This is a genomic window from Sandarakinorhabdus sp. (assembly GCF_031422795.1).
In the GTDB taxonomy this organism is placed as follows: domain Bacteria; phylum Pseudomonadota; class Alphaproteobacteria; order Sphingomonadales; family Sphingomonadaceae; genus Sandarakinorhabdus.
Genome location: NZ_JANPML010000309.1, coordinates 20,307 through 32,885, shown reverse-complemented (window position 1 = coordinate 32,885; position 12,579 = coordinate 20,307). Strand labels below are relative to the sequence as shown.

At 63.3% G+C, this 12,579-nt stretch carries 12 protein-coding genes and 2 tRNA genes; 6 read left to right on the top strand and 8 right to left on the bottom strand.

The window, feature by feature from the left end; all coding sequences use genetic code 11:
- Positions 1–84: 84 nt before the first annotated feature.
- From RMO81_RS11265 to cmk, 6 genes are all read right to left on the bottom strand, one after another.
- Positions 85–762, bottom strand: coding sequence for a Tim44/TimA family putative adaptor protein (locus tag RMO81_RS11265; RefSeq protein ID WP_310475967.1), 678 nt, complete (start codon positions 760–762; stop codon positions 85–87).
- Positions 763–976: 214 nt separating this feature from the next.
- Positions 977–1,780, bottom strand: a complete 804-nt coding sequence (locus tag RMO81_RS11260; RefSeq protein ID WP_310475966.1) for an arginase family protein — start codon at positions 1,778–1,780, stop codon at positions 977–979.
- An 89-nt stretch (positions 1,781–1,869) separates the two neighbouring features.
- Positions 1,870–1,956, bottom strand: a tRNA-Leu gene (locus RMO81_RS11255).
- A gap of 51 nt (positions 1,957–2,007) precedes the next feature.
- Positions 2,008–2,286, bottom strand: coding sequence for an integration host factor subunit beta (ihfB, locus tag RMO81_RS11250; protein ID WP_310475964.1), 279 nt, complete (start codon positions 2,284–2,286; stop codon positions 2,008–2,010).
- A 220-nt stretch (positions 2,287–2,506) separates the two neighbouring features.
- Entirely contained in the window at positions 2,507–4,237 is a 1,731-nt protein-coding gene (gene rpsA / locus RMO81_RS11245; protein WP_310475963.1) for a 30S ribosomal protein S1, read from the bottom strand.
- A 201-nt stretch (positions 4,238–4,438) separates the two neighbouring features.
- Positions 4,439–5,092 carry a (d)CMP kinase gene (cmk, locus tag RMO81_RS11240; protein ID WP_310475961.1) on the bottom strand — a complete coding sequence of 218 codons (654 nt, stop codon included), beginning with the start codon at positions 5,090–5,092 and terminating at the stop codon, positions 4,439–4,441.
- Positions 5,093–5,272: 180 nt separating this feature from the next.
- On the opposite strand from cmk, the gene RMO81_RS11235 reads away from it, so the two are divergent.
- On the top strand, positions 5,273–5,635 hold the full coding sequence (locus RMO81_RS11235) for a DoxX family protein (RefSeq protein WP_310475960.1): 363 nt from the start codon (positions 5,273–5,275) through the stop codon (positions 5,633–5,635).
- 163 nt (positions 5,636–5,798) lie between these two features.
- On the opposite strand, the gene RMO81_RS11230 is transcribed toward RMO81_RS11235, so the two are convergent.
- Positions 5,799–7,118, bottom strand: a complete 1,320-nt coding sequence (locus tag RMO81_RS11230; RefSeq protein WP_310475958.1) for a sulfotransferase — start codon at positions 7,116–7,118, stop codon at positions 5,799–5,801.
- A 250-nt stretch (positions 7,119–7,368) separates the two neighbouring features.
- On the opposite strand from RMO81_RS11230, the gene wecB reads away from it, so the two are divergent.
- Positions 7,369–8,604 carry a non-hydrolyzing UDP-N-acetylglucosamine 2-epimerase gene (gene wecB / locus RMO81_RS11225; protein ID WP_310475957.1) on the top strand — a complete coding sequence of 412 codons (1,236 nt, stop codon included), beginning with the start codon at positions 7,369–7,371 and terminating at the stop codon, positions 8,602–8,604.
- Here wecB and aroA read toward each other — a convergent pair.
- Entirely contained in the window at positions 8,486–9,853 is a 1,368-nt protein-coding gene (aroA, locus tag RMO81_RS11220; RefSeq protein ID WP_310475955.1) for a 3-phosphoshikimate 1-carboxyvinyltransferase, read from the bottom strand. The two genes, wecB and aroA, sit on opposite strands and share 119 nt — an antisense overlap.
- A gap of 120 nt (positions 9,854–9,973) precedes the next feature.
- Here aroA and RMO81_RS11215 point away from each other — a divergent pair, with 120 nt between their 5' ends.
- From RMO81_RS11215 to guaA, 4 genes are all read left to right on the top strand, one after another.
- Entirely contained in the window at positions 9,974–10,288 is a 315-nt protein-coding gene (locus RMO81_RS11215) for a TIGR02300 family protein (RefSeq protein WP_310475953.1), read from the top strand.
- A 119-nt stretch (positions 10,289–10,407) separates the two neighbouring features.
- Positions 10,408–10,483, top strand: a tRNA-Ala gene (locus tag RMO81_RS11210).
- Positions 10,484–10,568: 85 nt separating this feature from the next.
- Entirely contained in the window at positions 10,569–11,012 is a 444-nt protein-coding gene (locus tag RMO81_RS11205) for a thioesterase family protein (RefSeq protein ID WP_310475952.1), read from the top strand.
- 9 nt (positions 11,013–11,021) lie between these two features.
- Complete coding sequence (guaA, locus tag RMO81_RS11200) at positions 11,022–12,578, top strand: glutamine-hydrolyzing GMP synthase (RefSeq protein ID WP_310475951.1); 1,557 nt, start codon at positions 11,022–11,024, stop codon at positions 12,576–12,578.
- Position 12,579: the final 1 nt, after the last annotated feature.

The window sequence follows — 12,579 nt, the reverse complement described above, 5'->3', positions numbered from 1 at the left end:
GTGGGCGGCAGGGCCGGTTTGCCGGCGCAGGCCGCCAGCAGCAGCAGGCCGGCCAGGGCAAGCAACCGGCGCATGGTGGAACGATCAGCCGGCGGTGGTGCTGTCGTCGCCCAGATGATCAGGTGGCATCTGGTCGCTGTCGTCTTCATTGTCGGTGGCGATCAGCACCCAGGCCGGATCGGTGCTGCCGGCCAGCCGGCTGAAGGTCCACAGATCGCGGGTTTCGGTTTCGCCGTCGCTGGTGGCGATGCGGGCGACAAACGCCACGGTCACTTCCACCATCTGGCCAACAACCGTCGCATCGCGAAGGCCGGCAGCGCCGACGCTGATCAACCGGTTGGGCAGGCGGCCACTGCCGCGCGCTTCGATGGCCGACGACAGATTGTGATGCACTTCGTCCGACACGAGGCTGGCCAGGCCGGAAAGATCGCCGGCCCAGAAGGCTTCAAGGATCAGGCCATAGGCGCTGCGCGCGCCGGCAAGGAACCGATCAGGGGCAAAACCGGGATCGGCATCAGCCACGGCTTCCAGAGCCGGCAACAGGCCACGATCAGTGCCGGGCGGCAGCAGCAACTGCCCGCGCACGGGCCGTTCGGCTTCGCGGCGCGGCGGCGCGGTCACTTCGGCGCTGGGCCGGAACGAATCGCCGATCGGACGCTCCTGACCGGTGCGCTTACCCAGCACGGACACGAGGCGCAGACCGATGAAAGCCGCCAGCAACGCCAACAGCACAATCTCGACCCAACCACTGCCTTCGGACATTTATTATCCCCAACCACCGCGCCAAAACCAACGGACCCGGTGGCCTGATCAAAAAACCGCCATCGAACCGGATGGCCAGAAGTTCAAAGCCCGTTGTGAAACCGACCATGCCACCGGCACAATGCGGGAATCACCTCAGAATTCACCCAACTTCTAAACACAATCGGCTTTTGCGGCGCGGATTGCAAGGGAATGCGGCGTTAACGCCACCCCATCAGGCCGCTGGATTGGCGGCCATGGCGGCGGCCAGTTCCTTCACCAGCTTGGCAGCGACCACAGCGGTCATGCCATTGATGTCGCGCGTCGGGTTCAGTTCCACCACGTCACCGCCGATGATCGGCGTTTTCAGGTCGAGCAGGATGTCGACGATTTGACGCACGGTGAGGCCGCCTGGTTCATGGTGCGAAACGCCCGGCGCAAAGGCCGGATCGAGCGAGTCGATATCGATGGAGACGTACAATGGCCGATCAAAGTGCGGCCGCCAATCATCGCGGAAATGCCGGGCTTCGATGATCTCCACGCCGAACCGCGCCGCCTGTTCGCGGCAATGCTGGTTCAGCGTGCGGATGCCCACCTGCACCAGCCGGCGGGCATGGCCGCCTTCCATGATGCGCGCAAATGGCGAGGCATGAGAGCGGCGGTTGCCGTCCAGTTCGTCATAGAGATCGGGGTGGGCGTCAAAGTGCAATATGTCGAAGGCGCCGTGGCGGCGGGCCAGGGTTTCGACCACCGGAAAGCTGATGGCGTGATCGCCGCCCAGGGCGATCAGCGGGCCGGGGCAGGCGGTGATGGCGGCGCGGATGCGATCATCATCTCCGGCATCTTCGGAAATGGCGACATCGCCGCAATCGATGATGTGGAAATCATGGCCGATTTCGGTGCCGCGTTCGGTGGCGCTGTTGCCGTGCGGGCTGGCCAGCGCGGCGCGGATGGCCGCTGGCGCCTGCGCCGGCCCGCGCAGGAAGCTGCTGTGCTGGTCAGTCGGGATGCCGATCAAGGAAATGGCAGGCAGGGCCATCGTTATACTTCCTGCAAATCTGGTGCGGCTGAGCGGAGCGAAGTCGAACCCGCGCGATGGGTTGGCGGGCGGCATCGCGCAAACAAAAATGGTGCGGGCGGCGGGACTCGAACCCGCACTTCCGTTGGGAAAGCGGATTTTAAGTCCGCTGCGTCTACCGGTTCCGCCACGCCCGCTTGAGTGACCGGTGATCCGGCCCAAGTCAATTCGGGTCGGGACCGGGGCGATCAGCCGTTCAGGCGCTCGCGTAATTCCTTGCCCGGCTTGAAATAGGGCACCTTTTTGGCATCCACCTTCACGGCGGCGCCGGTGCGCGGGTTGCGGCCGGTGCGCGGGTCGCGCTCGCGAGTGGAAAACGCGCCGAAACCGCGCAATTCAACCCGCCGACCGCCAGCCAGGGCATCAGTGATCTCGTCAAAGATGGTCGCGACGATGCGCTCGACATCCTTGATGGTCAGATGCGGATTCTGTTCGGCGACGACGGCAACCAGTTCAGACCTGATCATTTGGGCCTACCTCGCTTGGCGCCACCCCGGCGCAGTCCCCCCAATAAGCTCTTAATTCTAATGTATTGGCGGGGATGGTCAAGGCGCGCCTGTCAAAAAAGCGCAACCGTCGTGCCATAATCGCCCGGCAGGGCGCGCGCGGCGGCAGAACACCAACGAAAAACGCCCCGGCAGACCGGCTGCCGGGGCGCATTTCGTTGGTCTGCCGAAAAAAGCGTGATCAGCTCTTTTCGGATTCCTCGCGGGCCTTGTTGAAGGCCGCGCCCAGGATGTTGCCCAGCGTCGCACCCGAATCGGAGGTGCCGTATTGCGCCACGGCTTCCTTTTCCTCGGTGATCTGCAGCGCCTTGATGCTCAGCATCGGCTTGCGGCCCTTTTCAAAGCCAACCACCATGGCGTCAACCTTCTGGCCGGGCTGGAAACGCTCGGCCTTCTGGTCTTCGCGGTCGCGGCTGAGATCGTTGCGCTTGATGTAGCAATCCATGCCATCTTCGCCGATCTTGACATCAAGACCGCCATCGCGGGCCGCAACCACGGTCACCGTGACGATGTCGTTCTTCTTCCAGTCACCGCCGGTGGTGTTGCGGGTGCCCACGGCAGCGCCCGTGCCGCCCTGCTCATCAAGCTGCTTGATGCCCAGGCTGATGCGTTCCTTCTCGATGTCCACTTCCAGCACGCGGGCCGTGACGCGCTCGCCCTTGTGGTGGCGGGCCAAGGCGCCTTCGCCGGTCATCCCCCAGGCGATGTCGCTCATGTGCACCATCCCGTCGACGTCGCCGTCGAGACCGATGAACAGGCCGAATTCGGTGGCGTTCTTGACTTCACCTTCCACGATCGTGCCGACCGGGTGGGTTTCAGCAAACACTTCCCACGGATTGCGCTGGGCCTGCTTGAGGCCAAGGCTGATGCGACGCTTTTCTTCGTCGACTTCCAGCACGATGACTTCGACTTCCTGGCTGGTCGAAACAATCTTGCCGGGGTGAACATTCTTCTTCACCCAACTCATTTCCGAAACATGGACCAGGCCTTCGATGCCGGCTTCCAGTTCCACAAAGGCGCCATACTCGGTGATGTTGGTCACGCGGCCCTTGTGCTTGGTGTCCACGGCGTACTTGGCGGCAGCGGTCGTCCAGGGATCGGCTTCCAGCTGCTTCATGCCCAGGCTGATGCGCTGGGTTTCGCGGTTGATGCGCACGATCTGCACGCGCAGCACGTCGCCGATGTTCAGCACTTCGGACGGGTGGTTGACGCGCTTGTAGCTCATGTCGGTCACGTGCAGCAGGCCGTCGATGCCGCCCAGATCCACGAACGCACCATAATCGGTGATGTTCTTCACGGTGCCGTCAACGATCTGGCCTTCAGCCAGGCTGCTGATCAGGCCGGTGCGGGCTTCGGCGCGCGATTCTTCGAGGATCGAGCGGCGCGACACCACGATGTTGCCGCGCTTGCGGTCCATCTTCAGCACCTGGAAGGGCTGCGGCAGGTTCATCAGCGGGGTGACATCGCGCACCGGGCGGATATCGACCTGGCTGCCGGGCAGGAAGGCCACGGCGCCGCCAAGATCGACGGTGAAGCCGCCCTTGACCCGGCCGAAGATGACCCCTTCGACGCGCTCGCCAGCGGCGAACTTGGTTTCCAGCGCATCCCAGCTGGCTTCACGGCGCGCACGGTCGCGCGACAGCATGGCTTCGCCATTGGCGTTTTCAACGCGGTCAACGAACACTTCGACTTCGTCGCCAACCTTGAGGTCGGACGTGCCATCAAGCCCGGCGAATTCGCGCAGGGGCACGCGGCCCTCGCTCTTCAAGCCGACGTCGATAACGACAAATTCATTTTCCAGCGCGGTGACAACACCGCGGACAACACGGCCTTCAAAGCTCTGGTTCTCACCGAGCGAGGCATCAAGCATAGCCGCAAAATCATCACGGGTCGGCTGGGCAGAGGTAGCCATAAAGTATAATTCACCTTCAATTGGGATTGGCGCGGGAAAACAAGGGCCGGATAATGGCCCTTTCCCACGAAACCCCTCGACAAGGCACCATTGCCCGTCGTTCATCGCCGTCGCGGTGGCACCATGCCAGCCGCTCAAGAGAAACCGGAAAAAAGCCAAACGCCCGTACAGGGAAAACCCTGCCGGGACGCCGATTGACCTTTACCGGCGACGCTGTGCGCGTGCCTTTTCAACCAAGGCAATCGCAGCAGCGACGGCGGCGGCTATATCGAGATTGCTGGTATCAAGCAAGGCGGCATCGCTGGCCTGCACCAACGGCGCGGCAGAGCGCCCGGAATCGCGGGCATCACGGGCATGAATGTCAGCCAGCACATCCGCCAGCGTCTGGTCTGACCCGCGCCCGGCCTGTTCAGCATAGCGGCGCTGGGCCCGCACCTCAGGCGCCGCCGTCACAAACAATTTGGCGATGGCATCCGGCGCGATCACCGTGCCGATATCCCGCCCATCCAGCACCGCGCCGCCGGCCTGCTGGGCAAAGCGGCGCTGCACATCGAACAACGCTGCCCGCACCGCCGGATGACTGGACACGATCGAGGCATAATCGCTGTTCAGCGCGCTCATCAGATCGGGGTCATCCAGCAAAGCCGGATCAAGGCTGCGCGCCGCCTGCGCCGCGGCGTCGGCATCATAGGGATCGTGGCCACCCAGCCGCACCGCCAGCCCGCAGGCGCGATACAATTTGCCGGTGTCCATGAACGGCAGGCCATAATGCCGGGCGAGTGCCTTGGCGATGGTGCCCTTGCCGCTGGCGGCGGGCCCATCGACGGCGATGACGAGGGGAGGGAGCGTGTTCACGCGGCGGGGTTAGCGGGCAGGGCCGGGCAGGGCAAGGGCGGGCCGGCACCGCAAAGCTTGTTCAACCAGCGTAAACAATGACCGGTGTGTAGGTTTTGTGGGCGGCAGTGGGCACGCGGTACGGGGGCATAGTTTCAGATGATCAGCCGGTTTCCCTTCATTTCGTTGGCGCAGTCCCTGATGGTTGCGCGCATCGCGACCGCCGGATTTTTCATGGCGCATGCCGTGGTGCGCATCGTGAAAGGCACGATTCCGCAATTTGGCGTGTTCATGGAGTCACAGGGTTTCCCCCAGGGCGAATTGATCGTGTGGGCCATCACCATGACCGAGCTTGTTGCCGGCACCCTGCTGATTGCCAATCGCCATGTGCGGCTGGCGGCGACAGCGTTGTTTGCCATCGCCTTCACCGGCATCGTGCTGATCCATCGCAATCTGGGCTGGTTTGTCGGCGAACACGGCACCGGTGGTTCAGAATATAGCGTGGCGTTGATTGTGCTGCTGCTGGTGATAGCGGCGGCAGATCGGGAGGGGCGGGGACAGTGATGGTGAGATAAGCAAGCTGTCCGCGGATTGCCCGTGATACCACTGAAGAGCGCCGCGAACGACAGCGCGCAGGTGAGAGTTTCGCTCTCCAGGCGTTTGAGAGGGTAGGTTTGTCGGGCGTGTTGGGGGCAATTGAGTGCTCCGTCACCGCAATTCCAAGGCGTCAATCGAACTCCACGTGCAAGAGCTGGCCCGAGATAGCGCGCACATCAGTTGAAGCGCCGTCTTGCGCATCAGGATGCGCCATCGGCACAAAATCGTGCGTGCAGCACAGTTCCACGACCAACAGCAGATTGCCGTTGCTGCAGCAGTGGCAAGCCTCGGCATCCAGATCGAAAGCCAGCTCAATCGTTGCCGGGCCGCTACCCATGGCGCTGCCCGTGGCCAAAGGCCGACCATCAGTGGCATGAACCGTCCAGCCGACATGCGTGTCGGCGCCGGCAACCGAAGGCGGAAACCGGTGCCACACCTGCAGGACGGCGCGGCTGTGCTGCTGCTCGGTTACCAGCAACACAACCGATCGACGTTCGACAAGGCCATCAGGATACATGCCGGCAATCACGTGCCAGCCGCAATCCATCGCCAACGCTTCGGCCTGGCTTGCGGGATCGCGCCCATAGCCCAGTTGATCAAGCGCCGGCCTGGTTATCGCATCGATCAAGGCCTGATCGCGCGATGTGAACTGAGAACGACTGTCTGGCAGGCCACGAAAGTTGATGGTTTGTGCAAGGCTGTGAGCGATGCGATCATTGCCGGCAACCCCGATGCTGTCCAGCGCCTTGCGGATATACAACTGCGGATTGCCGTTGAGGTTTTCATAGCGATAGAGCTGGGCGCCGGCCTGCACCAACCGCGCGCAGGCCAAGGCGTGCCGGACAAAATATCCCGCCTGTTCAGCGATATTGCCACTGAAATTAGCGCTGTACACATCTTCGGGATTGGCAAGCCGTACCTGCATCGAATTGATTACCGCAAATGGCCGCCTGACGACCACAAACACTGGCGGCGATGCGGCGCGTGTCGCATTCCATCCGAGCCGATCAAGTGCCAGAACATTGCTGGGCGTCTTTTCCCCTACTACTCGCTTGCCCGAACGCTGGCGCAGTTCGCGGGCCAGGATCGCACCAAGCTGATTTGCATAAGCCAGCCCCGTGCAGCCTTCGCCAAGCGGTCGAGTCATTTCAACTGCCAGCAGATCGATATCACGATCGCTAAAGCGCAAATCCGGCATCGGGCTGCCCAATTGCAGATTGAATTCCACCAATTCGATCAGGTTGATCCGCAGGCGCCGCCGCAGCTCCTCGCACACCGCTGGTACGGCGGCCGCTGTTACCGCCGATGTGGCTGCAATTTCCGCTGCAAAGGGCAGCAGATGCGTTTCAGACGCATGGCAATAGATTTCCGGATGCTGGTTGAACGCATCGGCAAACGCCGTCGTGCCGCCGCGCGGGATGCCTCCGACAATGAAATCCAGTGCTGCCACTTCTGTCCCCGGCCGCGCGCACGACATTTTACAATTTTGTTACACCATAACGTACAGGCGCGGCAAAACCCTTGCATCGCGGGTTGAGCCGGCCTCCGAGGGTAAGGCCGCGGGCGGATTGCTGGAACAGAAAATGGCGTGGGCCATATGCCAATTCTGATCTTGGTGCAGAAAAGTGGCGCAAGGGCATTGGCATGGCCGGCGCGTTGCGCCAATACGGGCGCAGGGTCCGTCACAGTCTAGGTGAACGATGACCCTTGCTCGCAATCAGGAATACGGCACCGGTGTGGGCCAACCCGGCACGATTCTGTTCATTGCCGGCACCCGCCCGGAGGCGGTGAAGCTGGCGCCATTGATACTGGACTTGCAAGCGCGCGGGGAAACGCCGCTGTTGGTGGCCACCGGCCAGCATCGCGACTTGTTTGACGAAGCTTTGGCCGGCTTTGGGTTGCAGGCGGATCATGATCTGGGGGTAATGGCGGCCACGCCAGACTTGGTGGTTGGTCGCCTGGTACCGATGCTGGCCGATGTGATCCGGGCCAGCCAGCCGGCGATCGTGGTGGTGCAGGGCGATACGAGTTCGACCTTTGCCGGGGCGCTGGCGGCGCGTTATGCCGGGGTACCCGTAGCGCACGTCGAGGCCGGGTTGCGCACCGGCACACACGATCCGCACCCCGAAGAGATGCATCGCAAACTGGCGGCGCAGATGGCCGATCTGCATTTCGCGCCAACCGAAGTGGCGGCAGCGGCATTGCGGAACGAAGGGGTGACAGATGGCATCCATGTCACCGGCAACAGCGGTATCGATGCCTTGCTGCTGATGCAGGAACGGCTCGCGACTGACCAATGGCTGGCCAATTCTGCAAGCGCGCCGCTGGCCGGAATCCCCATCACGCGGCCATGGCTGCTCGCGACGGTGCATCGCCGCGAGAATCAGGGGCGCAAGCTGGCTGCCGTGCTGGATGCGCTGACCGAACTTGCCGATGAGGCCGAGATCATCCTGCCAGTGCATCCCAGTCCCGCCATCTCGGGCCCGGTGCGGGCAAGGCTGGAAGGGCGGGCGAATATTCACCTGCTGCCGCCGCTGGCCTATGCTGCATTTGTTGCGCTGATGGGCCGCGCGACATTGGTCCTCACCGATTCGGGCGGCGTTCAGGAAGAAGCGCCGGCGTTGGGCCTGCCGTGCCTCGTGCTGCGCGACGTGACCGAACGGCCCGAAGCGATTGCCAGTGGCAATTCGATGCTGGTGGGCTGCGAGGCTGCGGCGATCATTGCCACTGCGCGGGCTGTGCTGGGGGATGCTGCGCTCCGGGCCCGGATGGGGCGGCCGGCGCTGCCGTATGGCAGCGGCGGCGCGGCGCGGGCAATCAACGATGTGTTACTGGGGAAAGTACGCAGCCAAGTCGTTCCATCATCGTTACAAATGTCGGAAAGCTCGTTGCAATCGGGCGGGCATCGTCAATGGTCACGGGCTGACGCACGTTGAGGCCCAGCACGGCAAAGCTCATGGCGATGCGATGATCGAGCCGGGCGGCAATTGTGGCGCCGCCGGGGACGGGATCACCGGCGCGGCCTTCGACGATCAGGCCGTCTTCCAGCTCCTCACAGCATATGCCGCAGGCTGTCAGCCCTTGGGCCATCACCGCGATGCGATCCGATTCCTTGACGCGCAATTCTTCCAGGCCGCGCATCACCGTGCGGCCCTGTGCAAAGGCGGCGGCGACGAAAAGCACCGGATATTCGTCGATCATGCTCGGTGCGCCATCGGGCGGCACCTCGATGCCGGTCAGCGCGCTGTGGCGGACGTGCAGATCGGCCACTGGCTCGCCCCCTACACTGCGTTCGTTCAACAGGCGGATATCGCCGCCCATCGCTTGCAATACGGTGATCAGGCCGGCGCGGGTGGGATTGATGCCGACATTGCGGATGGTGATGTTGCTGCCCGGCACGATCAGTGCAGCCACCATCGGGAAAGCCGCCGACGACGGATCGCCGGGCACCACGATGGTTTGGGGCCGCAACTCCGCCTCGCCAGAAAGGGTGATGATGCGGCCCTGCGGTGATTGCGTGACCGACAATCGGGCGCCGAACCCGGCCAGCATCCGTTCCGAATGGTCGCGAGTGGGGATGGGTTCGATGATGGTCGTTTCGCCCGGCGTGTTGAGGCCGGCCAGCAAGATCGCCGATTTCACCTGCGCCGAAGCCACCGGCAGCGTGTAGGTGAGCGCAACCGCCGGGCAGGCGCCGGTGAGGGTGAGGGGGAGCGTTTGCCGCCCTGGCCCGGGAGTCGCCGCGATGGAAGCGCCCATGAGCGAGAGCGGCGTGATCACCCGCCCCATGGGCCGGCCCGACAGGCTGGCATCGCCGGTAAACGTCGCGGTGATCGGGTGCGAGGCAACCAGGCCCATCAGCAGGCGGGTGGAGGTGCCGCTGTTGCCCATGTCGAGCGCGGTGGCGGGCTGCAGCAGGCCGCCGACACCAACGCCGCTCACGCGCCACTCGCCATCATCGCTGCGGTTGATCTGTGCGCCCATCGCCCGCATGGCGGCCGCCGTGGCGAGCACGTCTTCGCCTTCCAAAAGCCCGGTGATGCGGGTTTCGCCCACGGCCAGCGCGCCCAGCATCAGCGATCGGTGGCTGATCGACTTGTCGCCGGGCACGGTGACGTCGCCGCTGAGCGGCCCGGTAACAGCCAGACACAGCGGGGCGGGATTTCCATCGGCAGCGTGACTCATGATGGGGCGCTTTGACAGGGCTTTCCGGCTGTGGCAATGCGCCGGGTTCTTCGGGGCGGGCTGCGGCCCGCCCTGCTTTTGGCTTTTGCCGCGCGACATGCGGGGCTGCACGGAGACGATATGGTCAAGGCTGAATGGGGCACCAAGCGTGCCTGTCCGAAATGCAACACCCGATTCTATGATCTGGGCAAGGAAGACCCGGTGGCTTGCATTTCCTGCGGCTTTGCCTGGGCGCCGGAACCGGTTCTGAAATCCAAGCAGACGACGCCATTCGAAGCCAGCAAGCCGCAGGCCGCTGAAGCCGAAGTGGCGGTTGATGAAGATCTGGAGATCGAAGACGCCGACGTCGAAGCCGGTGAAGCCGATGCCGATGTTGACCTTGGCGACGATGATGATCTGGGTGTCGTGTCCGAAGGCACCCAAGACGAGAATTGAGAATATCGGCCGGTTCAGCGAATTTCGGGCTTGCAAGGCCGCGAAACATCGCCTAACCGGCCGCTCCCGGCGTTGCTGGTAACAGCAGCGACCAACTACCAGATCCCTTGGGGGAATGTGGGGCCTTAGCTCAGCTGGGAGAGCGCTACGATGGCATTGTAGAGGTCAACGGTTCGATCCCGTTAGGCTCCACCACCCCACCAAAGACCCGGCCAGAAATGGCCGGGTTTTTTGTGGCGGCGTTTTGCCTTCCAGCCGAATCGCTGGCATTGCAGCGGCCATGCCGACCACCCGCTCCGATTATCGCGCCACGCGCCTCATCCCCACCCGCTGGATGGACAATGATGCCTACGGCCACGTCAACAACGTGGTCTATTATAGCTGGTTCGACACGGTGGTGAACGCCTGGCTGATCGAATCAGGCCTGCTTGATATCCATCATGGAAACCCCATCGGCCTGGTGGTGGAAACCGGCTGCAAATATCACCGATCCGTGGCGTTCCCGGAAACCGTCGAAGCCGGCATCCGCATCACCAGGCTGGGCAACAGCAGCGTGCGTTGGGAAGTTGGCCTGTTCACCGAAGGCCACGACGCCCCGGCGGCGGAAGGCCATTTCATCCATGTCTATGTTGACCGGGCCACCCGTCGCCCGGCACCGCTGCCCGATGCGTGGCGGCAGCTGTTGTTGCCGCTGGTGGTTGCGCCCGGCGACGCCTCGCTTTAAGCGCTCGCGATGCACACGCCAGACTCATCGATCCTCATCCTCGATTTCGGCAGCCAGGTGACGCAGCTCATCGCGCGGCGCGTCCGCGAAGTGGGCGTTTATTGCGAAATCGTCCCTTTCGGTAAAGGTGCGGAAGCCTTCGCCCGGATGGCCCCCAAGGGGGTCATATTGTCGGGCAGCCCGGCCAATATCAGCGACGCCAATGGCCCGCGCATTCCCGATGCCGTGCTGGCTGCAGATGTGCCGCTGCTGGGCATCTGCTATGGTGAACAATCGCTGTGCCATCAGCTCGGCGGCTCGGTGGTGGCATCTGATCACCGTGAATTTGGCCGCGCCGAAATCGATATCGTCGATGATTGCGCCTTTTTCGCCGGCGTTTGGGCCAAGGGCGACCGCCCGACCGTGTGGATGAGCCACGGTGACCGCATCGAAGCCATCCCGGCCGGGTTCCGCGCCGTTGCCACCAGCGCCGGCGCGCCCTTTGCTGCCATCGCCAACGACGAAGCCCGCCGGTATGGCGTGCAGTTCCACCCGGAAGTGGTGCACACCGCCGATGGTGCGGCGCTGTTGAAGAATTTCGTCGTCAATGTCTGCGGCATCACGCCGAACTGGTCGATGGCTGGTTTCCGCGCCGCCAAGATCGCCGAAATCCGCGAACAGGTCGGTTCGGCCAAAGTGATCTGCGGCCTGTCGGGCGGGGTCGATTCGGCCGTGGCGGCCGTGTTGATCCACGAAGCCATTGGTGATCAACTCACCTGCGTGTTCGTCGATCATGGCCTGATGCGGCTGGGCGAAGCCGAACAGGTGGTCACGCTGTTCCGCGAACATTATCATATTCCGTTGGTCCACGTCGAAGCCGAGCAGATGTTCCTTTCAGGCCTTGCCGGCGTCACCGATCCGGAAGCCAAGCGCAAATTCATCGGCAAGACTTTCATCGAAGTGTTCGAATCCGAAGCGAAAAAGATCGGCGGGGCCGACTTCCTCGCCCAGGGCACGCTGTACCCGGACGTGATCGAGAGCGTCTCCTTCACTGGCGGCCCCAGCGTGACGATCAAGAGCCACCACAATGTCGGCGGTCTGCCGGAACGCATGAACATGAAGCTGGTCGAACCGCTGCGCGAGTTGTTCAAGGACGAAGTGCGCCGGCTGGGTGTCGAACTCGGCCTGCCGCCGGCGTTTGTCGGCCGCCACCCGTTCCCCGGCCCCGGCCTTGCCATCCGTATCCCCGGCGAAGTGACCAAGGAAGCCTGCGACACGCTGCGCAAGGCTGACGCCGTTTACCTCGACGAGATCCGCAAGGCTGGCCTGTATGACGAGATCTGGCAGGCCTTTGCCGTGCTGCTGCCGGTGCGCACCGTGGGCGTAATGGGCGATGGCCGCACCTATGACCGGGTGTGCGGCCTGCGTGCGGTGACGTCCGTCGATGGCATGACCGCCGATGTTTACCCGTTCGAAGCGGCCTTCCTCACCCGCACCGCTACCCGCCTCGTAAACGAGGTGAAGGGCATCAATCGCGTGGTCTATGACTATACGTCGAAACCGCCCGGCACCATCGAGTGGGAATGAG